A 24,421-nucleotide genomic window follows, 5' to 3' on the forward strand; every position below is an offset into this window, starting at 1 on the left:
CGGGCAGGCGATCCACGAGGAGACCCCGAAGCTCCGTCCGGCCGCGCCGGACCGAATTTCTGCCAGGGCGGCCCCGCCGCGGCGGGGCCGGCGCCCGAGCGATCAGGCCGCCGGGGCCTTCACGCTCGCCAGGCTGGAATCTTCCCGGAGGAAGTACTTGTTGGTCAGGTAGGCGACCTCGGTCCGGTTCTTGGCCTTGAGCTTCTTCATGATGTTGCGGACGTGAACCTTCACGGTGCTCTCGCACATGTTGAGTTCGTACGCGATGATCTTGTTCGGCGTCCCCTTCCGGAGCGCCCGCGCCACGCAGAGCTGCCGCGGCGAGAAGATGTCGTCGTCCCCGGCCTCGACCGGCTCGTCCACCTTGATGTTGGCCAGCAGGGGGAGGAGGCATTCGGCCGGGATGTAGACGCCGCCGGCCTGCACGAGCTGGAGCGCCTGCAGGGCGATGTCCACGGAGGTCGTCGTCGGGATGTAGCCTTTGACGCCGAGCTTGATGATCCGCACGATCTGGTCGAGGTTCTCGCCGTCCGAGATGACGGCCACCGGCGGAGCGCCGGCCTCGCCCTGCAGGAACGCCAGTTCCCGCGTGATCTCGGTCCATTCGGTCTCGGTCAGGTTGCCGTCGGGCCGGCAGAGAACGACTACGCTCGCGGCGACGAACGGCGTCTGCCGCTTCCACGATTCGATGTCCGCGAAGACTTCGAACGACGTCTGCCGGTCGGCCTCGCTGAGCGAGGCGGCGAGGCATCGGCCGACGAGCTGGCGTCGATCGATGATGACGATGCGGCTGGCGCGGCCCCGGGACTGGTCCCGTTGCTCGACGACGACCGGGTTGTCACCGGCATGTGCACCCGAAAAGCCGCGGCGGCTTTCGGCCGTGTCCCGCTCAACGAGGGTGAGCGCGTCTCGAGTACCAAGACTGGCCATAGAAAATTACCTCCTTTCGAAGGAAGCCGAATGTCAGCGATGACGGGATACCCAATGCGCTCGCCGACGGCGTGACACTGAGATACGCGGTGGCGCCGGTCGCCTTGGGGCGATTGCCGATGACCACGGATACAATGCTAGCTTTCGTAAAATCGTCTGTAAATACCCTATTTGAATCTTAACCCTTAAATTGCAGGGCTAAATACAATCATCGCGCACTACGTACGTACATAGTGATTTGTTTGATTGCGCACGACGGTGCTGGTGGAGAGATGCATTCGCAAGATCATTCGCCGTCTGTGGTGGACCGATTCAAGATCTTTTCGAATGTAGTCGCTCAGATGTCGGTTTTAAGAATATCGAAACTTTGTCTTATTCGGAACTACTTGTTGCGTGGTCGTATCGGTGGGACTTCGAGGGCAATTCAATGATCTGGGTGCGATGTAGGTATTCATGACGGGAGTATTCGAGTGATGAGGGCCCGCTGTACCTGACTGAGGCTAAAAGGCAACATGCGTACTCGGTTGTTTACCCTGTTGGGGTCCGAGTACTGATTTCGTCGATGCGGCGCTGTACCAAACGGCACGCTCCGCGGGAGGAGAGGCCGCCCCGCGCGCCGTCCGACGCGACGGGCGAATCACTGGCGGATCCCTGCCGGGATCCGGAAACGCCGCGGCGGCGATCGAGAGCGCTCTCCGTCGAAGTGGATACCGGTTCGGCGTGAGAGAGCGCGTCGAGACAAAGGTTTAGAGCCGTGCCCGATTAACGCGATCGGGCACGGCTCTAGTCCAGCCGGACCAGGAGATCGCGCATGCCGCCGACATCGACGAACGTGCCGAGGTCGCGGCCGAGCAGGCCGGCATGTCGCTCCGCGTAGGCCTCCGGCGTGAGCGTCCGCAGGAACGCCGTCACCGAATCGGCGAGCGGCTCGGGAAACGCCCAGCCCAGGCGCTCCGACACCGCGTAGCGTCCGGTCGCCGTCGCGGCGCGCGCCAGCGTCAGGGCGCCGCACAGGCCGCCCTCGTAGAGCCGGTTCGGCAGTAGCCAGTCCGAATTCAGTCCATCATCGAGGTAATCGACGGCCCAACTGAAGTGGATCCCGCTGTAGATCTCCGGAAGGTCGCGGGGATTGGCGTAGGGGCCGCGGAACGACATGTTCGGCCGGCCGTCCAGCGTGTCCGCTAGGGTGCGCGGGGCGATGTCCTCCTCGGAGAGGCGCCCGGCCAGGACGATCCGCACCGAGTCGCCGAGGGCGTCCGCGATGGCGGCGAGGATCGTCAGGCTCCGGCGGCAGCGCAGCGTCCCGAACCAGCCGATCACCCAGGGCGGTTCCGCCGTCCGGGTGCGGTCGAGCCGGGTCGTCACCTCGCCGAGGCGGTGGCCCATGACCTTGTTCTCGAGGAGGTGCCACGCGCCGGCGAAGCCCTGGACCGGCCGGAAGTACCGGTCGATGAAGTCCGGGGCACTGACGACGAGGAGGTCGCTGCGGCCGAGGATCCAGCGCTCGACCGCCCGAGCGATCCGTCCCGGCGCGTCCGGCCGCACCATCAGCCGCTGGATGTCCAGCACCTCGTAGACGAGGCGCGCGCGGCTCCCGGCGAGGCGCGCCGCGGTCCAGGCCACGAGGGCCATGTCGAGGTTGCGCACGTAGATCACGTCCGCCGCGCGCAGGTCGCGCCGACGGCGCAGCGCCCGGGCGATGCCGACGGCGAGGCGCGGCAGGCGGCGGGCGTAGTTGCGGTCGACGGTCAGGCCGAGGGGGACGATGTCGTCGGCCACCGGGGCCTCGGCCGGCACCGCGCCGGGGCGGTCCCGCTCGAAGGCGTACACGATGACCGACCACCCGGCGTCCCGGATGGCGTCGACCCGCTTCCGGACCGTGGGCTCGGCCCGGTCGTGCCCGAAGAAGGCGACGCGGCGGCCGCGCGGGGTCGCGGAAACCGCGAAGGCCGGGGTCGGGGCGGCCCGGGCCGGCACGAAGGCCGCCACCCGGTCGAGGCCTTCGGCGCGCGGGCCGGTCACGAGGCTGCCTGGGTCGCGCCGCGGGCGCTGCGCCGGGCCGCGGTCCAGCGGCTCAGCGCGCCGCGGAATCCGCCGCGCCGGACCGTCTGGCCGTCGTTGGTCTTGTTGAGCACGACGCCCAGGACGGTGCTGCCGCTCGACTCGAGATCGTGCACGGCGGCGGCGACGTCGTCGATGCTGGTCCGGCCCGCCTCCACCACGATGATCAGGCCGTCGAGCGTGTCGAGGAGCGGCCGGAGCGTGGGGAGCTCGTCCACCGGAGGCAGGTCGACGACGACGCGGTCGAGGGCGGGGCGGTCGAGGGCGGGGCGTCCGTCCCCCAGCACCGCGGCGACGCCCTCCGGGGTCATCAGATCGCTGAAATGGGGATCGTTCGGGTGGCGGTTGCCGCAGGCGAGCAGGCGGACCTCGCCGGGCTGGGGGCGGACGGCCTCGGTGGCGCCGCAGCGGCCGGCGAGCACGTCGAGGAGGCCGCGCTGCTCGGTGGCCTGGCTGAGCCGCGAGAGCGTCCCCTGCCGGACGTCGGCGTCGATCATCAGCACCCGCCCGGAGCTCGCGCGGGCGCGGGCGAGCAGCTGGCCGAGATTGCTCGCGAACAGGGTCTTGCCCGCGCCGGCCCCCACGGACGTGACGCCGATCGCGAAGACGGGGCCGCGGCGGTCGCTGCCCAGGACGTGGGCCTTGAGGCTGTGCAGGCGCTCGACGAACACCGATTGCGGCATGAACCGCACGGCGCTCGCCCGGAACGCCTCGATGCTGGCCGGACGCTGCGCCTCGTTGGCGTGGGCCTGCGCCAGGGCGAGCGCCGCCCGGAAGCCGGGCTCGCGCCGCAGCTCGGGGAGGGCGGCGAGGCAGGTCAGGCCGTGGCCGGTCAGCTGCCGGGGCGTGCGGATCGTCCGGTCGAACCAGTGCCGCGCGAAGGCGCCGCTCACGCCGAACCCGGTGCCGACCAGGAGGCCGAGCAGCATGATCAGGCTGCCGCGGGGCGCGCTCGGGGATTCCGGCACGGTCGCGGGCGTGATCACGTGGGCGGAGGGCTGCGGATAGGATTGCTGGTTGACGGCGTCGATGTAGCGCTGGAGCAGGTTGGTGTAGATCTGGTCGTAGGTCTCGGCGGTGCGGTCGAGCTCCCGCGCCTTGACGCGGGCGTTGCTCATGATCAGCGTCTTCGAGATCAGCGCGTCGAAGGCCGCCGTCATGCTGTCCTCGCGCGCCTTGGCGACCTCGTAATCGTGGTCGAGGGACACGGCGAGGCGCTCGAGTTCGGTGCGCAGCGACTGCTTGGCCGCCAGGATGTCCCGCTGGATCGCCTGGACCGCCTCGTGGTCGGGGCCGAGTCGGCGCTTCAGGTCGTCGGCGCGCTGCACGAGGTCGACGTACTGCCGGCGCAGCTGGATGATGACGCTGTCCTTGAACGCCTCGGTGATCCCCGGATCGGCGATGTCGGAATCGAGGAGCCCGCGGATCTGATCGCGCACCGCGCGGGCGTCGACGGTCTTGGACCGGGCTGCGGCCACCGCGGTGTTGAGCTCCTCGACCTGCTGCTCGCCCACGAGGCCGCGCTTGCCCAGGTCGATGATGGTGTGCTCGGCCTTGTAGGTCTGGGCCTCGCGCGAGGCCTGGCTGGCGCGCTGCTGGAGTTCCTTCAGGCGCGGCAGCATCCACTCGCCGGCGACCTTCCAGACCTGGGCCCGGTTCTCCAGCTCGGTGCTGACATAGGCCCCGGCCACCGCGTTCGCGACGGCGGCCGCCGTGGCAGGATTGTCCGCGCTGTAGCCGACCTCGATCACGTAGGCGGCGCCGATGCGGCTGGCCTCGACGTTCTCGCGCAGCGTCCGTGCTTGGCGCAGGTCCGGGCTGACGGGGGCGGGTTCCTGGACCGGCCGCTCGGCCCCGATCAGCCGGAGGGGGAGCGCCTTGGCGGCCTTCACGAACTCCCGGACCTTCGCGACGAGCGGATGCGTCGGCGCCGCTAGATCCTTCAGGGCCGACTCGTCGAGCCGGTGCACGGCGGCGAGCGCGATCTTCTCCGAGCGGATGTACTCGACCTGGCTCTCGACCTCGGCGATCTCGAGCGGCGTCCCGGCATTGGGCGTGTCGCGGGCCGTCACCGGGCTGGAGCGGCTCTCGATGTAGACGCGGGCCCGGGCCGTGAAGATGGCCGGCGCCGTCGCGACGTAGATCCCGGCGCAGACCAGCCCGACGGCGGCGAAGGCCAGGATCGACCGCCAGTTCTGCCGCGCGATGGTCAGGATCGAGACCTGGGACTCCGTCTCGGGCGAGAAGGGCTGGCCGCGCCAGGCTCCGGTCCCACCGGGGCGGGTCGCACCGATCGGTAGGAAGGACGCGCTGGTCGAGTGTCGGTTCATGGATCTCTCCTCACCGCGGCGGTCACCGCCTCGGGGCGCTATCCGTCAAAGGGGACGCCGGCTCGGCCCGATGGGCGCGTCGAGCCGGGGCGGGTGGGTCAGTTCTGGCCGGCCCCGTCGCCGACGCCCCGCATGGCGGGATCCGGCTTGAGCGCGATCTCCACGACGTCGCCCGGCAGGAGCTCCGTGTCCTCGGCGGCGTCGATCTGCGTCTTGGCCGGTCCGCTCTGCCGGAAGACCGCGATCGCCGCCTGCGCGCGGCTTCCGGACAGGAGCTGCGCCCGGAGGGCGCCGGTATAGACCAGCTTGTCGTTGATGCTGTTCAGGCGCGACCGGTACGTCGCCAGGTTGTTCTCCGCGACCTGGAGCTTCTCCAGGGCGTCCATGGCCTGCACGTCGTCGACCCGCTCGAGCTTGCGGGCGACGTCGCTCTTGTCGCGCTCGAGCTGGGTGAGCTGGACCGTCGTCTGCAGCGCGCGGGTCGAGGAGAGCAGGACGGCGCGCCGCGCGTCGGTCAGCCGGGTCGTGACCACGGCGCCGCGCTGGAAGAGCGCCCGCACGGTGTCGTAATCCTCGGCGTCGGCGGTGACGCCCTCCTTCTCCTTGACCTGCTGATCGCTGAGGCTGGTGAACTGCGTCTGCGTCCGGTTGAGGGAGCGCTGCAGATGGTCCTTCTCCTTGGCGATGTCGGTCATCTGCACCCGGAGCTGCTGCTCGGCGAGCTTCTGCGCCGGGGTCGCGCGGCTGCCCGGGGCGACGTCCGCCGGCGGCGGGGACTTGTCGCCCCGCGACGCGGCGACGACCGCCTTCAGGCGCCAGATCGTGGCGGATTCCCGCTGGATGCTCGCCCAGGTGCTGTCGTACTCGGCGCGCAGGTTCGCCGTCTCGACGACGGGGTTCTCCATCCTGAACCGCAGGAGGTTGTAGCCGCCCGCCAGGGCGATGGCCTGCCGCACGGTCATGCCCGGATGGAACGGGTGCTCGCCCTGCTTGGTCACGTCGCCGCTCAGGTAGACCGGCTGGTACTTCGAGATCCGCACCCCGATCTCGTCGGGCTCGAGCACGGCGATCGATTCCTTGCCCTCGGAGTTGCGCTGCCGCACCGCCTTGGCGGGCAGCGACTTCTGCAGGCTCTGGCGCAGCTCCGCGACGGTGAGCCCGGCGGCCGGGACGTCCCCGAGCAGCGGGACCATGACGGTGCCGTCGGTGGAGACCGTCGCCTCCTGCTTGAAGGTCGGGATGCTGAGGGCCGTGACCTCGATCGTGTCGCCGGGCCCGATGCGGTACTCCGCGGCCGCCGGCAGCGCCGACAGGGCGAGCAGGCACGCCGCGAGACCGGCGCGGCCGGCGCGGGCGGTGGCGCGGGTTGCCGCGGTCTTCGTCGACATCTTCGACACGCATCGTCCCCTTAAGGCTCGCCCTCGGAACCCGGGCGCGGCGGTCGAGCGGCAGGACCGCGCCGGCCTCACGGGCTCATGAGGGCTGAGACGGCATGATGCGTAACGGCCGAGCCAGCCGGGACTCCTCCAAATGGCGGGCGCGGGCATCCTTGCCGGGGCGGGGGCTTCGCCTTTCGACGTAGGCCCCCTGGCCCGAACGGTGCGCCGGGCCGGGGAGGGGTCACACCGGATGGGCGCCGTTCGCCTTTCGACGGACGAACCGCATCGAAAGCCTGGGTTCCCGGCCGTCCGCAGCTCTGTGCAGTTTTGACGCACAGAAGTTCGGCGGAAGGAGCGGCGGGTATGCCGATTACCGATGCGGATATTGGGGCGGATGTGGGGATCTTCTACCCGGATCTAGTCAATATTTATGGATGTCGAATCGAAAGCGGTTCGCGCATCGGCCCCTTCGTGGAGATCCAGCGCGGCAGCCGGATCGGCCCGCGCTGCAAGATCTCCTCGCACAGCTTCATCTGCGCGGGCGTCTCGATCGGGGCCGAGGTGTTCGTCGGCCACGGCGTGGTCTTCACCAACGAGCTCTACCCGGAAGCCACCAACGCGGACGGGAGCCTGAAGCGGGACGGCGAGTGGGAGCTCGTCGAGACCGTGGTCGAGGCCCGCGCCTCCATCGGCTCCAACGCCACCATCGTGGCGGGGATCACCATCGGCGAGGGCGCCCTGGTCGGCGCCGGTGCCGTCGTCACCCGGGACGTCCCGGCCTTCGCCATCGTCGCCGGATGCCCCGCGCGGGTCGTCGGCGACACCCGCACCAAGCGCGCCGAGAGCGCCGCGCGCGCCCGTTCCGTCCAGTCGCCGCGGCCCGAGCCGGCCGAGCCTCTGCAGGTTGCTTGAGGGGAATGCAGTCATGATCTCGATCGGTATCGTCGGATACGGCTACTGGGGGCCGAACCTCGCCCGGTGTACCTCGGAGAGCGAGCGCTGCCAGCTGGTGGCCATCGCCGACCAGTCGCCCGCCGCGCTCGGCCGGGCCGGCAAGCGCTACCCCGCCGTCCAGCTCCATCAGGACTGGCGCGACCTCGTGGCCGATCCCGCGATCGACGCCGTCATGGTGGCGACGCCGGTGAGCTCGCACTTCGAGATCGCCATCAACGCGCTGCGGGCCGGCAAGCACGTCTTCATCGAGAAGCCGATCACGCCCTCGGCCTTCGAGGCCCGGCTGCTGATCGAGGAGGCGGCCAAGCGCAACCTGCGGCTGATGGTCGACCACACCTTCGTCTACACGGGCGCGGTCGAGAAGATCCACGAACTCATCACGACCGACGCCATCGGCGACGTGTTCTACTACGACTCGACCCGGGTGAACCTCGGCCTGTTCCAGCGCGACGTGAACGTGATCTGGGACCTAGCGGTCCACGACCTCGCCATCCTCGACCACATCCTGGACCTTGCCCCGGTGGCGATCTCGGCGAGCGGCACCGGCCATTTCAGCGGCCGCCCCGAGAACATGGCCCACCTGACCGTCTTCTACCCGCGTGGCGTCGTCGCGCAGATCAACGTCAACTGGCTCGCGCCCGTGAAGGTGCGGCAGACGCTGATCGGCGGCAGCAAGAAGATGATCGTCTACAACGACCTCGACCCGATCGAGAAGGTCAAGGTCTACGACCGCGGCGTCACGGTCGGCGGCGGCTCGGACGACATCACCGAGCTGATGGTCTCCTACCGGACCGGCGACATGTGGTCGCCGCACCTGTCCTTCCGCGAGGCGCTGATCGTCGAGATCGAGCACTTCGCCGACTCCATCGAGAACGGCACCGCGCCCATGACCGACGGCCACAGCGGCCTGCGCGTCGTCGAGATGCTCGAAGCCGCCATGCGCTCCCTGCGCCAGAACGGCACCCCCATCGACCTCATGCCACTTGCGAGGGCCTCGTGATCCCCTTCCTCGACCTCAAGGCGCAGTACGCGGCGATCGGCGGCGACGTCGAGACCGCGGTCCTCAACGTCCTGCGCAGCGGCGACTTCGTCCTCGGCCCGGCGGTCAGCGCCTTCGAGGCGGCCTTCGCCGAAGCCTGCGGCGCCCGCCACGCGGTCGCCGTCAGCAGCGGCACCGCGGCCCTGCACCTCGCCCTCCTCGCCCTCGACATCGGTCCGGGCGACGAGGTGATCACGGTCTCGTCGACCTTCGTGGCGACGGTCGCGGCGGTGCTGTACGCCGGCGCCACCCCGGTCCTCGTCGACATCGACCCGGTCGACTGGACCATGGACCCGGCCCTGGTCGAGGCGGCGATCACGCCCCGCACCAAGGCGATCCTGCCGGTGCACCTGCACGGCCGGATGGCCGATCTCGACGCGCTCGGCGCCATCGCCCGGCGCCACGGGATCGCCCTCGTCGAGGACGCCGCCCAGGCGCATCTCGCCGAGCGCGGCGGCCGCAAGGCCGGCACGATCGGGGATCTCGGCTGCTTCAGCTTCTATCCCGGCAAGAATCTCGGGGCCTACGGCGAGGGCGGCGCCATCGTCACGGACCGGGACGACCTCGCCGAGGCGGCCCGCTGCCTGCGCGACTGGGGCCAGCAGGGCAAGTACAACCACGTCCGCCACGGCTTCAACCTGCGCATGGACGGCGTCCAGGGCGCGGTGCTGGGGGTCAAGCTCCCGCACCTGGAGGGCTGGACCCGCGCCCGCCAGGCGGTGGCGGCGGAGTACGGGGCGCGGCTCGCGGGCCTCGGCCTGGAGCTTCCGGCCCCCGCCGGCCTCGACCACGTGTTCCACGTCTACGCCGTGTCGACGGCGGACCGCGAGGGGCTGCGCCAGTACCTCAACGCGGCCGGCATCGCCACCGGCATCCACTATCCCGTCCCGGTCCACCGGCAGCCCGCCTACAGCCACCTCGACGACGGTGCCGGCCGCCTGCCGGTCACCGAGCGGCTGGCCGCCCGGACCCTGTCCCTCCCGATGTTCCCCGAGATGACGTCCGCGCAGATCGACACCGTCTGCCGGGCCGTCGCCAGCTACTGCGAGGTCGCCGATGCCCAAGCTGCGTGAGGTCACCAAGGGAAGCCGGTTCAGCGGCGACCTGCGCGGGACCCGGATCCTGGTCACGGGCGGATCGGGCTTCATCGGCTCCCACATCATCGACCTGCTGGTCGAGGCCGGCTGCGACGAGATCGTGGCCATCGACAACATGATCCGCGGCCGCCCCGAGAATCTCGGGGACGCCCTCGGCTCCGGCCGCGTCCGCCTCGTCCAGGGCGACATCCGCGACCGCGCCCTGATGGACACGCTGGTCAAGGGCACCGACGTGGTGTTCCACCAGGCGGCCCTGCGGATCACGCAGTGCGCCGCGGAGCCCCGCCACGCCTTCGAGGTGATGGCCGCCGCGACCTTCAACCTGCTGGAGAGCTGCGTCGAGGCCGGCGTCGCCAAGGTCGTGATGGCCTCCTCGGCCTCGGTCTACGGGATGGCGGAGGTCTTCCCGACGACCGAGAAGCACCACCCCTACGACAACCGGACCCTGTACGGCGCCGCCAAGTCCTTCGGCGAGGGCCTCCTGCGCTCGTTCAACGACATGCACGGGCTCGACTACGTGGCGCTCCGGTACTTCAACGCCTACGGCCCGCGGATGGACCTGACCGGCCGCTACACCGAGGTCATGGTCCGCTGGATGCAGCGCCTGGCCGAGGGGCAGTCGCCGATCGTGTTCGGCGACGGCCTGCAGACCATGGACCTCGTCCATGTCCGCGACATCGCCCGGGCCAACATCCTGTCGGCGATCTCGCCCGCCACCGACGTGGTGCTCAACGTCGGCACCGGCGTCGAGACCTCGCTGGTCGACCTCGCCGGCCACCTCACCCGGATCATGGGCCGGGACGGCACGCCGCTGGTCCACGAGGCCGAGCGGGCCGTGAACCCGGTGCCCCGGCGCCTCTGCGACACGAGCCTCGCCAAGGAGCTGATCGGCTTCGAGGCGAAGATCGGGGCGGCCGAGGGCCTCGCCGACCTCGTCGCTTGGTGGCAGGACGAGTCCCGCTCGGATCACCTGCGGCGGGCGCTCGCATGATCCCGATCGCCAAGCCCGAAGTCGGCGCCCCCGAGGCCGAGGCCGCCGCCGCCGTCGTCCGCTCCGGATGGCTGACCCAGGGGCCGCAGGTCGCGGCCTTCGAGACGGAGTTCGCCGCGATCGTCGGCGCGCCCCACGCCTGCGCGGTCTCGAACTGCACCACCGCGCTGCATCTCGCCCTGCTCGCCGTCGGGGTCGGCCCCGGCGACGAGGTGGTGACGGTGAGCCACAGCTTCATCGCCACCGCCAACGCCATCGCCCAGTGCGGGGCGACGCCGATCTTCGTCGACATCGACCCGGCGACCTACAACATGGCCCCGGACGCCGCCGCGGCGGCGATCACCGAGAAGACGAAGGCGATCGTCTGCGTCCACCAGATGGGCATGCCCTGCGACCTGGAGGCGATCGCCGCGATCGGGCGCCGCTCCGGCATCCCGGTGATCGAGGACGCCGCCTGCGCCATCGGCTCCGAGCGGCTCCAGGGCGACGTCTGGCGGCCGATCGGCAGCCCGGCGGGCGACATCGCCTGCTTCTCGTTCCACCCGCGCAAGGTGCTGACCACCGGCGACGGCGGCATGATCACCACCGCCAACGCCGCGTGGGACCGGACCTTCCGGCTGCTGCGCCAGCACGGGATGAGCGTCTCCGACATTGCCCGCCACGGCAGCGCCAAGGTGGTGGTCGAGGCGTACGCCATCGCGGGCTTCAACTACCGGATGACGGACGTGCAGGCGGCCATCGGCCGGGAGCAGCTGAAGCGGCTGCCCGACCTGATCGCCCGGCGCCGCGCCCTCGCCGACGGCTACCGCGCGCGGCTCGCCGATCTCCCCGGGGTGACGCCGCCGCCCGAGCCGATGGGGCTGCGCAGCAACTGGCAGAGCTACTGCGTCCGCCTCCCGGACGACGCGGACCAGCAGGCGGTCATGCAGGCGATGCTCGACCGGGGCATCGCCACCCGCCGGGGCATCATGTGCGCGCATCTGGAGCCGCCCTACGCGGAGGCGCCGCGGCGGTTCGCGCTGCCCGAATCCGAGCGGGCGCGCGACCACGCGATCCTGCTGCCGCTCTACGCGGCGATGACGGAGGCGGAGCAGGATCAGGTCGTCGACGGCCTGCGCGACGCCCTGCGATGATCCCCGCACCGGTCAAGAGCCTCGCCCGGACGGTCGGCCTGACGCGCCCGCGCGTCGCCGCCGCCCGGATGGCCTGCGAGCGCACGACGCTCGCCCTCGCCCGGATCCGGCGCCCGGCGCCGGGCGGCCGCATCCTCTGCTACCACTCGGTGGGCCAGTCGGAATGCGGCGTCAACGACGTCTCTCCCGCGCGCTTCCGCCACCAGCTTGAGCGCGCCCTCAGCCTCGGCTACCGCTTCGTGCCGGCGGCCACGATCGCCGACGGGCGCGGCGGCGCGCGGGACCTCGCCATCACCTTCGACGACGGCTGGCGCAGCGTCCTCAGCGGGGCGGCGCCGGTCCTCAGCGATCTCGGGATCCCCTGGACCCTGTTCGTCGTGTCGGGCTGGCTCGACCGGCCCGAGAGCGCGCCGCCGGGTGTCCTCGGCTGGGGCGCCATCGAGGCGCTGGCCGCCAACGGGGTCGAGATCGGCAGCCACTCCGTGACCCACCCGGATTTCGGGCGCCTCAGCGCGGAAGAGGCGGCCGAGGAGCTGGAGGAATCCCGGCGCGCCATCGGGGCCCGCCTCGGCGTCCTGCCCGACTCCTTCGCGATCCCCCTGGGGCAGTCGGCGAACTGGACGCGGGCGGCCGCTCACGCGGCCCGGGAGGCGGGCTACCGGATCGTCTACGCGCAGGCGGTGGAGACCCGTCCCGCCGGAACGGTGGCGCGCAGCTTCGTCACGCAGTTCGACAACGATCTCGTCTTCGGTGCCCTGCTCCGGGGCGCCTACGACGCCTGGGAGGAGTGGGTATGAACCGACCCGCGCGGCGCCGCGTCTCCGTCGTGGTGCCCACCTGCAACCGGCCCGCCTTCCTGCGCGAGGCCCTGGCGAGCATCCGCGCCCTGGAAGGCCCCGACCTCGCCTTCGAGATCATCGTCGGCGACAACGGCGCGGCGGGGCCGGCCGCCGAGGTCGCCGCCGCGTTCGGCGCGATCCACGTCCCCGTCGACAGGCCCGGCGCCGGCGCGGCCCGCAATGCCGGCCTGACCCGGGCGAGCACGCCCTACGTGGCGTTCCTCGACGACGACGACGTCTGGCAGCCGGCGCATATCCGGGAGCATCTGCGCCTGTTCGAGGCCGATCCGGAGCTCGGGGTCGTGTTCGGGCAGATCGTCACCGCCGACCACGACCTCGTGCCGACCTACGGCCCCTGGCCGCCGGAACTTCCGACCGACAAGGGCGCGCTGCTGCGCCGCATGCTGAGCGGCTACTTCCCGCAGATCGGGGCGACGGTGGTGCGCCGGACCGTCGTGGACGCGATCGGCCTGTTCGACGAGGCCCTGCTCGGCGATCAGGACTGGGACTGGCAGCTGCGCGCCGTCCGCGGCCACGGCGTCGGCTTCGTCGCCGCGCCCTGCGTGCATTTCCGGCAGCGGCCGGCGGGGACCTTCGACCGCCTGATCGCCCGCCGGATCCACTTCACCCGCCTGGTCTTCCGACGCCACGCGCCGGCGCTCGGCGTCTCGCGTCTCGCGGCCCTGCGGCTCTATTTCGGGACCGTGCAGGGCTACTACGACGCCCTGCTGGACGCCACCGAGGCCCACATGGTCCGCGGCGACCGCCGCGCCGCCGCGGGAGCGTTCCTCACGGCTGTCCGCCTGATGCCGCACCGGGCGATCCGGCAGGCCTTCCGGCCGACGCGCGTGCGCGCGGCCCTGCTGGCCCTGGCCACCGGGCCGGCCGCCCGGCCGCTGACGGCCGAGCCGAAGACGCGCTGAGCCGAGGACGCGCTGAGCCCGACAAGGCTGTCGCTCCGCGGCGCGGACCCTCCCGGGGCCCGCGCCGCGGAGCGCGCTCGCGCTGTCCCTGTGGTGTTCGGTGGGCCGCCCAGGGTTCCGCGCCGTCCTGCCAGGCTCCGCCGCCACCGCGGCGGCGCGCGGACCTGCGTTACGCAGACCGGTGAGGGCTGTGGAGGCGCGGGCGGGCGACCCGGCCTCCCGCGACGCGCGCCGTCCGGCGTGACCGATCCGCGGCCACCCGGCCCGGGGGCGGCCTCAGGCGCCGGGGATCTGCGCCCGGAGCCGCAGCGGGCCGAACCGATCCTTCACGTTGCGGACCAGCCATTCCGGGAGGAGAAGCCGCACCGGCTCCCAGAGGCCGGAGAAGTCGCCGGCGCGGCGCAGGGCCAGCCAGGAGGCGACGCGCTGGCGCAGCGGCAGCATGCCGATGTAGTTCTTGGTCATCTCCGACACGGGGAAGTCCGAGCCGAACATGTCCTGGTGGCGCAGGTCGGGCTCGCCGAGATGGGGCGCCTCGGCCGGGCCGGGCGCGCCGGCCTCCGGGGGCAGGCGGGGCAGGGCCAGCGCCTGCGCGTAGATCGCGTCGAGTCCCGCCAGCCAGGCGGCCGGCGCGTAGAGGCCCGCGACCGCGGCGGCGCTCTCGGCGCCCGCGGCGTCCCGCGCCGCGGCGTCGGTGATGAGCGCCGTGAGGTGGGCCTCGTAGGCGGCCTGGTCGTGGGCGACCCGGGCCGTGACGTCGAGCCCCGGATGGTTGATCGCCACGATCTCCGCCGCCGCGGGCGCCTCGAACCGTGTCACCAGCGGCAGCCCGTAGGCGGCGGCCTCCAGCATCGAGGTCGACGACACGAACGGGTAGGAATCGACGTAGATGTCGGCCGCCTCGAAGAAGACCCGCGGGTCGGCGAGCTCGGCATGGGCCGTGATGCGCCCGCCGGTGGCGGCCCGGGCCCGTTCCCAGTCGGCCCGCTCGCCGGGGCCGACCACGATGAGCCGGGCCCGCGGATGCGCCGCGAGGAGGTCGACGTGGCGATCCGCGTAGGTGACCGGCCCGACGTTGCGGTACTTGGCCCCCCGGGCCACCGAGACCAGGAGGACGCTGTCCTCCGGGACGCCCAGGGCCTGCTTGGCCGCGCTGCGGGCGCGCTGGCGCTCGGGCAGGGTGATCAGGGTCGGCAGCAGGAGGCTGCGGGCCGGATCGACGCCGCGCCGCGTGACGGCGAGCCGGCGCGCGGCCTCGCGCAGGTTGATCACCGCGTGGCTGATCCGCGTCCCGATCCAGAACAGGTGGTCGGCGTGGTTGAGGAGCAGGACCGGCGGGCTCTTCGCCGGATCCGCGAAGGCGATCAGCGGGACCACGTCCTCGCAGTGGATGTGCAGGACGACGACGTCGTAGCCGCGCGCGATCTGGCGCAGCTCCCGCGCCCAGGCGAGCTTGTCGCCCTTGTGATGGTTCAGGTGGTGGATCCCGCCGCCGCTCTCGCGCACCGCGGCGGTGATCCGCCCGTCGACCGGGCCGCGATGCTGGGTCAGGGCGACGCCGTTGACCCGGTTGCGGTCGGCGCCGATCCAGAGCGCGAGCATCTTGGTGAGGCCGCCCACCGGGGCGAGCTGCGTGCAGACGTGGAGGACGCGCCGGTACGGAGCCCCGTCGGCCCGCGCGCCGTCCGGCCCGCCGCCGTCGAGGGTCCGGCCGATCCCGGTCATCAACCGTTCGAGGCGCGGGCTCGCGAACACGCCGCAGTGCCGGTGCGCCGCCAGGGTCGCCGCGATGGCGGTCTCGACGGCCGCGCCGGCATGGTCGCCGGCCGCCGCGAGACGCTCCGCGTGCCGCACCCGGGCATCGAAGGCCGCGAAGTTCGACCGGATCCGCCCGGCGCGGGACGCCGTACCGCCCGCGGGTTCCCCGTCGCCGTCACGGACGGGTTCAAACGCGCCTTTGACCATCACGCCCTCCGGGCCTCAGCGCTGCGACGCGGCGCCGTTCGTTGTCCAAGTCCCCGCCTCGTGGAACACGCCGAAGACGTCCGGCGCGAAGACGGGGTGCTCGATATGGAAGCGGCCGCCGATCTTGGCCGCGAGGAGCCGCTCGAAGCCGCGCTGCCGGACCACCATCGAGACCGTGTAGGTGTCGGCGGTCAGGGTCAGCGGCGGCGTCAGCAGCTCCACCTCGCCCTCGCCCGCGAGGGCGGTCAGGCCGGTGCCGTCCGCCTGGGTGCTGAAATTGCAGCAGAGCAGCTCGTCGGACCGGGTGATCGAGAACAGGACGTGCGGGTCGGCGATCGGCTCGGCGGCGCTGTAGCGGGCCCGGATCCGCATCCGCTCGCCGTGGCGGAACAGCGTCCGCGGCGCGCCGGATTCGTCGGCGATCGTCACGTCGCTGATCTTGACCGGCAGGTCGCCGGTGTCGGGGCGGAACCACGCGGTGTCGGCGAGGTAGCTGTCCCGCTCGTAGTGGGTCAGGCCCTCGTCGGTGGGGCCGTCATAGGCGACGCGGCCGCCCTTGATGTAGATCACGCGCTCGCACATCGTCTTGATGCTGAACATGTTGTGCGAGACCAGCAGGATCGTCGAACCCTTGCCCTGGAGGCGCCGGGCGAAGTCCATGCACTTGCGCTGGAAGGTGTAGTCGCCCACCGCCAGCACCTCGTCGAGGAGCAGGATGTCGGGCTCGAGATGCGCGGCGACCGAGAAGGCCAGCCGGACATACATGCCGCTGGAGTAGCGCTTCACCGGCATGTCGATGAAGTCGCCGATCTCCGAGAAGGCGACGATCGCGTCGAACTTCGCGGCGATCTCCCGACGGTCCATCCCGAGGATCGAGCCGTAGAGGAAGATGTTCTCGCGGCCGGTCAGCTCCCGGTGGAAGCCGGTGCCGACCTCGAGCAGGGCCCCGACCCGGCCCTCGAGGCGGATCCGGCCGGTGGTCGGCGCGGCGATCCGCGACAGGAGCTTGAGGAGCGTGCTCTTGCCGGCGCCGTTGAGGCCGATGATGCCGACATTCTCGCCGTGCCGGATGCCGAAGCTGACCTCCTTCAGCGCCCAGAAGCTCTCCTGCGACGGGCGCGCCGCCGCGCGGCGGGTCACCAGGCCGCGGACGCCCTCGCTGAGCGCGTCGCGCAGCGAGTTCTGGTGCGCGGCGCGGGGGGCGCGCCAGTACTGCTTGCCGATATCCTGAACGCTGATTGCCATCGACATCAGATTACATCCGCGAAGGAGCGCTCCATGCGCTGGAAGAAGATCAGTCCGCTGATGAGCAGGGCGAAGGCGGCCGTGACCGAGACGGCGACCGCGAAGGCGTCGGGCGGCGTGCCGCCCAGGATGGCGAACCGGAACGCCTCGATCAGGCCGACCATCGGGTTGAGCGCGTAGATCCAGCGCACCGAGGCGGGCACGATGCTCGACGCGTAGACGATCGGCGAGGCGTACATCCAGATCTGGATCACGAACGGCAGCGTGTGCTTGATGTCCCGGAAGCGGACGTTGATCGGCCCGAGCCAGAGGCTCACGCCGAGGGCGAGCATCGCCGTCACGATCAGGGTCGGGACGGCCAGCACGAGGTGCCAGTCCGGCACCGCCCCGTACCAGGCCATCAGGGCCAGCAGCACGCCGAGCGCGATGGCGAAGTCGACCATCGGCGAGATTACCGTCGCCAGCGGGATGACCAGCCGCGGGAAGTAGATCTTCCGGATCAGCTCGGCCTCCGCCACGAGGCCGTTGGCGCTGCGCCGCACCGCCTCGGAGAAGTACGTCCACAGGACGACCGCGCTGCCGGCGAAGAGTGCGTAGGGGGCGCCGTCGGTGGGGATCTTGGCGAAGTGGCCGAAGATCACCGTGAAGATCAGGACGGTGAAGAGAGGCTGCGCGATCGCCCAGGAGGCGCCCATGGCGGTCTGCCGGTAGAGCACCTTCAGGTCCCGCAGGATCAGGACGCGCAGCAGGTCGCGATACTGCCAGAGGCCGACCGCGTCGAAGGCGACGATCCGGTCGTCGGGTGCGATCTCGGTCACCCGCAACGTCGACGGGTCGGTCCGCTGTTCGGTCGGCCCGCGTTCCGACGTGCCGAGGGCAAGCGCATCCAAAGATTTCATCATTCGAGGCGGTCCCGCATGACGCTCTGAGCCCGTGGTCGAGCTCGGGGACCCGGTGCGAATCGGAAGTTGTGCCGCCCGGTCGTCCCGCCGGAACGGGCTATCATCGCGGTGCGGCGGTCCGAATTACACCTTTCGTCGTATCGGTCCGGCCGACTGAAGTGGTGGTTGTGATCAACGACCGTAATCGTAGCCAATCACGACAAATGAGACCTCGGGGGCGCGCCGCACGCGGCGTCGGTCCCCGTCCGGGACGACCGGCCCTCATCGGCCGGCGACCGGGACCAGGTTTCGGGAGAACCGCCATGCAGGACCCCGTGAGCGCCGCCGGCGCTCCGCTCGTGACGATCGCCATGCCGGCCCTGAACGAGGCCGCGCACATCGCCGACGCCATCGCGTCGGTGCTGCCCGACCGGGACGCCATCGCCTGCGAGCTGCTGGTGCTGGACGGCGGCAGTCGCGACGACACCTGCGCGATCGTCGCCGCCCTGAGCGCCCGCGACCCCCGCATCCGGCTCGTCCACAACGAGCGCCGCATCCAGGCGGCGGCGATCAACCTCGCCGCGCGACTCGCGCATCCCGCCTCCGCCTACCTCGTCCGCGCCGATTGCCACGCCGTCTATCCGAAGGGATTCGTGCAGAACCTCGTCGGCACGATGCGCCTGCGCCAGGCCGTCTCTGTGGTCGTGCCGCTGCGGACCGTCGGGGTCACGCCGCTGCAGAGGGCGATCGCGGCGGCGCAGAACAGCCGCCTCGGCAACGGCGGCTCGGCCCACCGGCAGGGCGGCATCTCGGGCTACGTCGCCCACGGCCACCACGCGGCCTTCGACCGGCGCGAGTTCCTGCGGGTCGGCGGCTACGACGAGACCTTCACCCACAACGAGGATGCCGAACTCGACCGGCGGCTCTGCGCGGCGGGCGGGCGGATCTACCTCGCCGCCGAGCTCGCCATCACGTACTTCCCGCGCGCCTGCCTCCGCAGCCTCGCCCGGCAGTACCTCCACTACGGGCGCGGCTGCGCGCGGACCCTCGAGAAGCACGCTAGCCTGCCGCGCGCCCGCCAGATCCTGCCGGCCCTGGTCCTGCTCTACGCCGTCGCGGCCCTGCCGCTGGCGGCCCTGATGCCCGCCCTGCTGATCCCGCTGCTGCTCTATGCCGGGGGCTGCGTCCTGAGCGGCCTCGCCCTCGCGCTGAAGGCGCGGGAACCCGTCCTGGTCATGAGCGGCCCGGCGGCCGTGACCATGCACCTGTCCTGGGCGGCAGGGTTCCTGTCCTATCCGGGCTACCGGCGGACGCTGCTCCGGGCCGCCCTGCGAAGGAAGCGCCGCCTGCTCGGCCTCCCGCCGGGATCCGACGCGGCGCGCGTCAACTGACCGCCTGAGTCCTCGTCGGCCGCGCCCCGCCGGCCGCGCCCCGCCAGCCGCGCCCCGCCATGTGCGGAGCGCGGCCGGGGCATGTCAGAAGCCCGACGCTCTCTCGCATCCGTCGCCCATTGGCCCTTCGGGGCGGTGGTCTCGCGCGACCAAGGCGATTATCGACACGCGCAACGATCCGGCCGCGTCACGGCCCGGAGACCGGCCGCGCGCCGCGCGCGGCAGCCCAGGAGAGTTGTGACCGTGCCCGACAGTACCCCGCGTCCCGTGATGCTCGTGATCCTCGACGGCTGGGGTCTGCGGGACGCGGTGGCCGACAACGCCGTCCACCAGGCCAGGACGCCGGTCTTCGACGGTCTGATGCGGGAGCGCCCCCGGTCGCGGCTGACGACCTTCGGCGCCGATGTCGGCCTGCCCAAGGGGCAGATGGGCAATTCCGAGGTCGGCCACCTCAACATCGGCGCGGGCCGCGTCGTCCTGCAGGACCTGCCGCGGATCGACGCGGCGGTCGCCGACGGCTCCCTCGCCCGGAACCCGGCCCTGGTCCGGTTCATCGAGGCGCTACGCGCGTCGGGGGGGACCTGCCACCTCGTCGGCCTGCTCTCGCCCGGCGGCGTCCACGCGCACCAGGACCACGCCGTCGCGCTGGCGCGCGCGCTGACGACGGCCGGCATCCCGGTCCGGCTCCACGGCTTCACCGACGGGCGCGACATGCCGCCCCGCTCGGCCGCCACCTGCATCGCCGACGTCGCGGCCGCCCTCCCGAAGGGCGCCCGCATCGCGACGCTGTGCGGCCGCTACTTCGGCATGGACCGCGACCGGCGCTGGGAGCGGGTCCAGACGGCCTACGACGCCCTCACGGAGGCGCGCGGGACCCGGTTCGAGCGGGCCGGGCAGGCGGTCGCCGCGTCCTACGCGCAGGACGTGTCCGACGAGTTCATGCGGCCCGCGATCATCGGCGACTACGCCGGCATGCGGGACGGCGACGGCATCCTGAGCTTCAACTTCCGCGCCGACCGGACCCGGCAGATCCTGGAGGCGCTGCTCGACCCGGCCTTCGCGGGCTTCGAGCGCGCGCGCACGGTCCGCTTCGCCGCCGCCCTGGGGATCGTCCAGTACAGCGTCGAGATCGACGCCTTCGCCGAGACCCTGTTCGGGGCCCTCGACCTGCCCAACGGCCTCGGCGAGACCGTGGCCCGGGCCGGGCGGGCGCAGCTGCGCATGGCCGAGACCGAGAAGTACCCGCACGTCACCTACTTCATGAACGGCGGCCGCGAGGAGCCCTTCGCGGGGCAGGACGCGATCCTCGTGCCCTCGCCGAAGGTCGCGACCTACGACCTGCAGCCGGAGATGTCGGCGCCCGAACTCACCGACCGCGCCGTGGAGGCGATCGGCTCCGGGCGCTACGACCTCATCATCCTGAACTTCGCCAACCCCGACATGGTCGGCCACACCGGCTGCCTCGCGGCCGCCGTGAAGGCGGTGGAGACCGTCGACACCTGCCTCGGCCGCGTCGTCGAGGCGGTGACGGCCCAGGGCGGGGCGCTGCTGGTGACCGCCGACCACGGCAATTGCGAGATGATGCGCGATCCCGAGACCGGCGAGCCGCACACCGCCCACACCCTCAACCCGGTGCCCGCCGCGCTCGTCGGCGTCGACGGCGTGACCCTGGCCGACGGACGGCTGGCCGACGTGGCGCCGACGCTCCTGGACCTGATGGGACTGGACCAGCCGGCCGAGATGACCGGCACGTCGCTGATCCGCCCGCGGGGCGAGGGCTGAGGGCCGGGGCCGGCGGCACGCCGCCTGCGAAGCCCGGGCTGTCATGCGCGCCGTCCCTGCGTTACCTCCCGCCACGGGCCGGTCTGTCCCAGCGTGGTGCGAGGTCGTGGTGCGTCTGACCGGTTCTAGGACATGATCGCCCGGCACAGCCTGATCTATGTCGGCTCGCGGGGCTTCGCGGCCGCCCTGAACATGGCCTCCGTGGCGGTGTTCACGCGGCTCGCGCCGGTGGAGAGCTACGGCACCTACCTGTACGTCCTGTCCTGGGCGCTGGTGCTCTACGGGGCGACCTGCCAGTGGCCGAAATTCGCGTTCTTCGCCCTCTACGACGAGGCGCGCGAGCCCGCGCAGGTCGGCACCGTGGTGCGGATCCTGGGCGGCACGCTGCTCCTCGCCGGGCTCGGCAGCGCGCTCGCCGCCGCCCTCGGCCTGATGCCGGCGCGGATGGCGGCCGCGATCCTGGCGCTGGCCTTCGGGACCACCCTGTTCGAGGGCTCCACCGAGATCGCCCGCACCCGCCTGCGGGCCGGGGCGGTGGCGGCCTCGGTGATGAGCCGCGCCGTCCTGATCCTGGCCCTCGGCAGCCTGGCGCTGCACCTCTCGCAGGATCCCCTGCACCTCGCCTTCGCGGTGGCGGCCGCGAACGCCCTGGCCTCCCTGCCGGCCGCGGCCACGATCGCCCCGATGATGCCCGGCCGCGGCAGCCGCGCAGAGGCGCTGCGCCTGTTCGCCTACGGCTGGCCGCTGGTGCTGTCCTTCGGGACGGCGGCGCTCGCCCAGAGCCTCGACCGGCTGATCATCGCCAAGACGGTGGGGCCGGCGGGGCTCGGCGCCTACGGGGCCCTGGCCGACTTCCTGAAGCAGAGCTTCATCGTGTTCGGCGAGGCGATCGCCCTGTCGCTGATCTCGATCGCCAAGCGCGAGGCGCGGGTGGGCGGGATGGCGGCGGCCTCCGGGGTGCTGCGCGACGCCGCCCGGGCCATGACGCTGATCGCGGCCTTCGGGGCCGTGTTCTTCCTGTGCTTCGACGATCTGGTCGTGGCGGTGCTGCTCGGGCCCGACTACCGGGCCGAGGCGCGGGAGCTCGCCCCGGTGCTGATCCTGGCGAGCATCCTGATGATGTTCCGCGCCTACTATTTCGGGCAGGTGATCTACTTCGCCCGCTCCAGCGGCCTGGAGGCGGCCGCCGCCTTCGCGACTCTCGCCACCGTCGCCGCGCTGTCGCTCCTGCTGATCCCGCGCTTCGGCGCCGCCGGGGCGGCCCTCGCCTTCGCGGGCGGCCAGAGCGCGGCCTGCCTCGTGCTGGTGCTCGGCGCCCGCCGGACCGGCACGACGATGCCGCTGCCGCTCGCCGACATGGCCGGCATCGCCGGGATCGCGCTGGCCTGCGGCGCGGTGAATGCCGGCATCGCCCTGGTCCCCGGCGGCCTGTTGCCGCCGGGACAGGCCCTGCGCCTCGTCCTGCTCACCGCCGCCGCCGGGGTGACGGCGTGGCGCTACGACGTGCTCGGCTTCGCCGGCGCGATCCGTCACCGTCTCGCGGCCTGACGGTCCCGCGATGGCAGGCCCCGCGTCGGACACCCCATCGGACACGGCCGCGCTTCCCGGGGGGCTCGTGGCGGCGGTCCGGCTCCTCGACGGGGCGGCGCCCTGGGTCCCGGCCTGGCGGGCCCTGGGTCGGGCGAGCCTGGTGCGCAACCCGTTCTACGAGGCGGGCTACGCCCTGGCGGCCCGCGACGCCTTCGGGGCGGGCGTCCGGCTCCTCCTCGTCGCCGACCGGCCCCCCGAGGCGCCCGGGGCCCGTCTCCTCGCCGCCTGGCCGTTCCGGCCGTCGCGCCGCCGCTGGGGCGTGCCGCTGCCGCTGCTCGTGGGCTGGACCAACGGCTACGCCCCGTTCGGGGCGCCGCTCCTCGACGGCGCCGCCCCGGAGGCCGCCCTGGCGGGGCTGCTCGCCGCGCCGGGCGCCCTCGGCCTGCCGCCGCGTCTCCTCCTGCCGAACGCTCCGACCGACGGCCCCCTGCCTGAACTCCTGACGGCGTGTGGCGGGCGCCGCGCCGCGTACTGGCCGCACGACCGCGGCCTGCTCGACCTGACCGGCCTCGGGCCGGAGGCGCGGGCCTCCTATCTCGGGCACCTCTCCGGGCAGCGCCGCCGCAAGCTCCGCCGCGCCCGCGCGCGCCTCGAGGCGGGGGGGCCCGTGACCTTCGAGATCCTCGCCGCGCCCGAATCCCTCGGCCCCGCCCTCGACGCCCACGTCGCCCTGGAGGCCGCCGGCTGGAAGGGTCAGGCCGGCACGAGCCTGGCGCAGCGGCCGGCGGAGATCGCCTTCCTGCGCGCCGCCCTGGCCGATCTCAGTGCCGATCTCAGTGCCGATCTCGGGGCCGAGGACGGCGTGCGGATCGCGCGCCTGCGCCGGGGCGACCGGCTCCTGGCCTCCCTGATCCTGCCGGTCACCGGCCGGGAGGCCTGGGTGCTGAAGATCGCCAACGACGAGACGCGGCCCGAGACCGCGCCGGGGGTCCAGCTCGTCCACCGGCTGACCGAGGCGGTGGCCGGGGGCGACTGGCCGATCGACCGGATCGATTCCTGCGCGCCGCCGGACTTCGCCCTCGGCACCACCTTCTGGACCGCGCGCCGGCCGATCGCCCATCTGCTGGTGGAGGCGGGCCGCGATCCGCTGTTCCCGGTGGCCCGGACCCTGGAGCGGGCTCGGGAGCGCGTTGCCCGGGCGCGTGTCACCATCCGAAGCGGGCGATCTGCTCCAGCCGCGCCCGCGTCGCCGCCGCGTCGCGGCCCGTGACGGCGATCCGCCCGGACAGGTCGTAGCAGGTCGCGCAGAACGGCAGCTGCAGCAGCGTGTACCCGTCGTCCCGCGCCCGGGTGACGGAGGCGATGAGGCAGGGCAGGACCGGCTCGTCGGGCGGCCCGGCGAGGCAGTCGGCCCGGGGGCTGCCGAAGGCCGGGCGGTTCGGCCAGGTCAGCAGGAGCGTGGTCCCGCCCCGGCGGTCCGGGGCCGGCGGCAGGGTGTAGCTGCGCAGGAACAGCGCGCCGGCCGCGAGGACGAGGACCGACAGGATCAGGGCTGTGCGCATCGGCGGTGTCCTCGCGCCTCAATCCCCCGCGTCGAAGCGCGTCCGATAGAACACCTCGCGGCCGGCGCCGTCGATCACCCGGACCGCCTCGGCCGGCTCGCCCGAGCGCTGCGGCACCCGGGCGCGGGCGAACAGCCGCAGGGCCCGCTCCTGCGCGCTCTCCAGGCTGCCGACCCGCACGGAGATCCGCGTCTGGATCTCGTCCGGCTCCGGTCCGAGGACTTCGATGTGGAAGGTCTCGCGCACGGGTATCCGCCTGATCGAGGGATCTTCAGCGCCGGATATCGGGATCCGGCCGCCGGCCGCCATAGCATGTTCCGGCCGGGTCTCGGGTCCGGCGCCGCGCGGCGAGCCCGGGACGACGCGCCGCGGGCTCGATCTCGGCACGA

At 72.3% G+C, this 24,421-nt stretch carries 20 protein-coding genes; 11 read left to right on the forward strand and 9 right to left on the reverse strand.

Annotated features, from left to right (window positions below; all coding sequences use genetic code 11):
• Window positions 1-102: 102 nt before the first annotated feature.
• The 4 genes from ACLBYB_RS21105 to ACLBYB_RS21120 form a co-directional block, all read right to left on the reverse strand.
• The gene (locus tag ACLBYB_RS21105; RefSeq protein WP_020091193.1) at window positions 103-930 is read right to left on the reverse strand and encodes a LuxR C-terminal-related transcriptional regulator; all 828 of its coding nucleotides are present in this window, start codon (window positions 928-930) and stop codon (window positions 103-105) included.
• A 783-nt stretch (window positions 931-1,713) separates the two neighbouring features.
• Window positions 1,714-2,952, reverse strand: a complete 1,239-nt coding sequence (locus ACLBYB_RS21110; protein WP_447699955.1) for a glycosyltransferase — start codon at window positions 2,950-2,952, stop codon at window positions 1,714-1,716.
• On the reverse strand, window positions 2,949-5,321 hold the full coding sequence (locus ACLBYB_RS21115; protein WP_447682606.1) for a GumC family protein: 2,373 nt from the start codon (window positions 5,319-5,321) through the stop codon (window positions 2,949-2,951). The genes ACLBYB_RS21110 and ACLBYB_RS21115 overlap by 4 nt, the downstream gene beginning before the upstream one ends.
• A 98-nt stretch (window positions 5,322-5,419) precedes the next feature.
• The gene (locus ACLBYB_RS21120; protein ID WP_020091190.1) at window positions 5,420-6,709 is read right to left on the reverse strand and encodes a polysaccharide biosynthesis/export family protein; all 1,290 of its coding nucleotides are present in this window, start codon (window positions 6,707-6,709) and stop codon (window positions 5,420-5,422) included.
• Window positions 6,710-7,063: 354 nt separating this feature from the next.
• On the opposite strand from ACLBYB_RS21120, the gene ACLBYB_RS21125 reads away from it, so the two are divergent.
• The 7 genes from ACLBYB_RS21125 to ACLBYB_RS21155 are packed head-to-tail and all read left to right on the forward strand — an operon-like array spanning window position 7,064 to window position 13,676.
• Window positions 7,064-7,612 (forward strand): acyltransferase, encoded by a 549-nt coding sequence (locus ACLBYB_RS21125; protein WP_026604627.1) that lies wholly within the window; start codon window positions 7,064-7,066, stop codon window positions 7,610-7,612.
• Between the two features lie 13 nt (window positions 7,613-7,625).
• Window positions 7,626-8,654 carry a Gfo/Idh/MocA family protein gene (locus tag ACLBYB_RS21130; RefSeq protein WP_020091188.1) on the forward strand — a complete coding sequence of 343 codons (1,029 nt, stop codon included), beginning with the start codon at window positions 7,626-7,628 and terminating at the stop codon, window positions 8,652-8,654.
• Window positions 8,651-9,766 (forward strand): DegT/DnrJ/EryC1/StrS family aminotransferase, encoded by a 1,116-nt coding sequence (locus ACLBYB_RS21135; RefSeq protein WP_020091187.1) that lies wholly within the window; start codon window positions 8,651-8,653, stop codon window positions 9,764-9,766. The genes ACLBYB_RS21130 and ACLBYB_RS21135 overlap by 4 nt, the downstream gene beginning before the upstream one ends.
• Window positions 9,750-10,781: an NAD-dependent epimerase/dehydratase family protein gene (locus tag ACLBYB_RS21140; RefSeq protein ID WP_056524962.1), complete on the forward strand. Its 1,032-nt coding sequence runs from the start codon at window positions 9,750-9,752 to the stop codon at window positions 10,779-10,781. The genes ACLBYB_RS21135 and ACLBYB_RS21140 overlap by 17 nt, the downstream gene beginning before the upstream one ends.
• Window positions 10,778-11,914 carry a DegT/DnrJ/EryC1/StrS family aminotransferase gene (locus ACLBYB_RS21145; RefSeq protein WP_447699956.1) on the forward strand — a complete coding sequence of 379 codons (1,137 nt, stop codon included), beginning with the start codon at window positions 10,778-10,780 and terminating at the stop codon, window positions 11,912-11,914. Before ACLBYB_RS21140 ends, ACLBYB_RS21145 begins: the two co-directional genes overlap by 4 nt.
• On the forward strand, window positions 11,911-12,711 hold the full coding sequence (locus ACLBYB_RS21150) for a polysaccharide deacetylase family protein (protein ID WP_447682609.1): 801 nt from the start codon (window positions 11,911-11,913) through the stop codon (window positions 12,709-12,711). The genes ACLBYB_RS21145 and ACLBYB_RS21150 overlap by 4 nt, the downstream gene beginning before the upstream one ends.
• Window positions 12,708-13,676 (forward strand): glycosyltransferase family 2 protein, encoded by a 969-nt coding sequence (locus ACLBYB_RS21155; RefSeq protein WP_447699957.1) that lies wholly within the window; start codon window positions 12,708-12,710, stop codon window positions 13,674-13,676. The genes ACLBYB_RS21150 and ACLBYB_RS21155 overlap by 4 nt, the downstream gene beginning before the upstream one ends.
• A gap of 276 nt (window positions 13,677-13,952) precedes the next feature.
• Here ACLBYB_RS21155 and ACLBYB_RS21160 read toward each other — a convergent pair whose 3' ends face one another.
• Genes ACLBYB_RS21160 through ACLBYB_RS21170 form a run of 3 tightly spaced genes read right to left on the reverse strand, consistent with a single transcriptional unit; the run spans window position 13,953 to window position 17,704 of the window.
• On the reverse strand, window positions 13,953-15,641 hold the full coding sequence (locus ACLBYB_RS21160; RefSeq protein ID WP_447682611.1) for a glycosyltransferase: 1,689 nt from the start codon (window positions 15,639-15,641) through the stop codon (window positions 13,953-13,955).
• Between the two features lie 15 nt (window positions 15,642-15,656).
• Window positions 15,657-16,892 (reverse strand): ABC transporter ATP-binding protein, encoded by a 1,236-nt coding sequence (locus tag ACLBYB_RS21165; protein ID WP_447699958.1) that lies wholly within the window; start codon window positions 16,890-16,892, stop codon window positions 15,657-15,659.
• Complete coding sequence (locus ACLBYB_RS21170; protein WP_447699959.1) at window positions 16,892-17,704, reverse strand: ABC transporter permease; 813 nt, start codon at window positions 17,702-17,704, stop codon at window positions 16,892-16,894. The genes ACLBYB_RS21165 and ACLBYB_RS21170 overlap by 1 nt, the downstream gene beginning before the upstream one ends.
• 386 nt (window positions 17,705-18,090) lie before the next feature.
• Between ACLBYB_RS21170 and ACLBYB_RS21175 the strand changes: the two genes are divergently transcribed.
• The 4 genes from ACLBYB_RS21175 (at window position 18,091) to ACLBYB_RS21190 (ending at window position 23,740) form a co-directional block, all read left to right on the forward strand.
• Complete coding sequence (locus tag ACLBYB_RS21175; RefSeq protein WP_020091179.1) at window positions 18,091-19,158, forward strand: glycosyltransferase family 2 protein; 1,068 nt, start codon at window positions 18,091-18,093, stop codon at window positions 19,156-19,158.
• Window positions 19,159-19,428: 270 nt separating this feature from the next.
• Window positions 19,429-20,940, forward strand: coding sequence for a 2,3-bisphosphoglycerate-independent phosphoglycerate mutase (gpmI, locus tag ACLBYB_RS21180; RefSeq protein ID WP_354453783.1), 1,512 nt, complete (start codon window positions 19,429-19,431; stop codon window positions 20,938-20,940).
• A gap of 132 nt (window positions 20,941-21,072) precedes the next feature.
• Window positions 21,073-22,488 carry a lipopolysaccharide biosynthesis protein gene (locus ACLBYB_RS21185; protein ID WP_091675739.1) on the forward strand — a complete coding sequence of 472 codons (1,416 nt, stop codon included), beginning with the start codon at window positions 21,073-21,075 and terminating at the stop codon, window positions 22,486-22,488.
• A gap of 10 nt (window positions 22,489-22,498) precedes the next feature.
• On the forward strand, window positions 22,499-23,740 hold the full coding sequence (locus ACLBYB_RS21190; RefSeq protein ID WP_447699960.1) for a GNAT family N-acetyltransferase: 1,242 nt from the start codon (window positions 22,499-22,501) through the stop codon (window positions 23,738-23,740).
• Here the strand turns inward: ACLBYB_RS21190 and ACLBYB_RS21195 are convergent.
• Together ACLBYB_RS21195 and ACLBYB_RS21200 are read right to left on the reverse strand one after the other, a co-directional pair.
• On the reverse strand, window positions 23,676-24,032 hold the full coding sequence (locus ACLBYB_RS21195; RefSeq protein ID WP_447699961.1) for a hypothetical protein: 357 nt from the start codon (window positions 24,030-24,032) through the stop codon (window positions 23,676-23,678). The two genes, ACLBYB_RS21190 and ACLBYB_RS21195, sit on opposite strands and share 65 nt — an antisense overlap.
• Before the next feature lie 18 nt (window positions 24,033-24,050).
• On the reverse strand, window positions 24,051-24,278 hold the full coding sequence (locus ACLBYB_RS21200; RefSeq protein WP_020091174.1) for a hypothetical protein: 228 nt from the start codon (window positions 24,276-24,278) through the stop codon (window positions 24,051-24,053).
• Window positions 24,279-24,421: the final 143 nt, after the last annotated feature.

Source organism: Methylobacterium sp. D54C (assembly GCF_053345595.1).

Coding starts and splice junctions, on each gene's coding strand:
- ACLBYB_RS21125 (WP_026604627.1), top strand. CDS start 7,064: ATGCCGATTACCGATGCGGATATTGGGGCGGATGTGGGGATCTTCTAC.
- ACLBYB_RS21130 (WP_020091188.1), top strand. CDS start 7,626: ATGATCTCGATCGGTATCGTCGGATACGGCTACTGGGGGCCGAACCTC.
- ACLBYB_RS21145 (WP_447699956.1), top strand. CDS start 10,778: ATGATCCCGATCGCCAAGCCCGAAGTCGGCGCCCCCGAGGCCGAGGCC.
- ACLBYB_RS21140 (WP_056524962.1), top strand. CDS start 9,750: ATGCCCAAGCTGCGTGAGGTCACCAAGGGAAGCCGGTTCAGCGGCGAC.
- ACLBYB_RS21120 (WP_020091190.1), bottom strand. CDS start 6,709: ATGTCGACGAAGACCGCGGCAACCCGCGCCACCGCCCGCGCCGGCCGC.
- ACLBYB_RS21185 (WP_091675739.1), top strand. CDS start 21,073: ATGATCGCCCGGCACAGCCTGATCTATGTCGGCTCGCGGGGCTTCGCG.
- ACLBYB_RS21175 (WP_020091179.1), top strand. CDS start 18,091: ATGCAGGACCCCGTGAGCGCCGCCGGCGCTCCGCTCGTGACGATCGCC.
- ACLBYB_RS21155 (WP_447699957.1), top strand. CDS start 12,708: ATGAACCGACCCGCGCGGCGCCGCGTCTCCGTCGTGGTGCCCACCTGC.
- ACLBYB_RS21150 (WP_447682609.1), top strand. CDS start 11,911: ATGATCCCCGCACCGGTCAAGAGCCTCGCCCGGACGGTCGGCCTGACG.
- ACLBYB_RS21195 (WP_447699961.1), bottom strand. CDS start 24,032: ATGCGCACAGCCCTGATCCTGTCGGTCCTCGTCCTCGCGGCCGGCGCG.
- ACLBYB_RS21190 (WP_447699960.1), top strand. CDS start 22,499: ATGGCAGGCCCCGCGTCGGACACCCCATCGGACACGGCCGCGCTTCCC.
- ACLBYB_RS21165 (WP_447699958.1), bottom strand. CDS start 16,892: ATGTCGATGGCAATCAGCGTTCAGGATATCGGCAAGCAGTACTGGCGC.
- gpmI (WP_354453783.1), top strand. CDS start 19,429: ATGCTCGTGATCCTCGACGGCTGGGGTCTGCGGGACGCGGTGGCCGAC.
- ACLBYB_RS21105 (WP_020091193.1), bottom strand. CDS start 930: ATGGCCAGTCTTGGTACTCGAGACGCGCTCACCCTCGTTGAGCGGGAC.
- ACLBYB_RS21115 (WP_447682606.1), bottom strand. CDS start 5,321: ATGAACCGACACTCGACCAGCGCGTCCTTCCTACCGATCGGTGCGACC.
- ACLBYB_RS21160 (WP_447682611.1), bottom strand. CDS start 15,641: ATGGTCAAAGGCGCGTTTGAACCCGTCCGTGACGGCGACGGGGAACCC.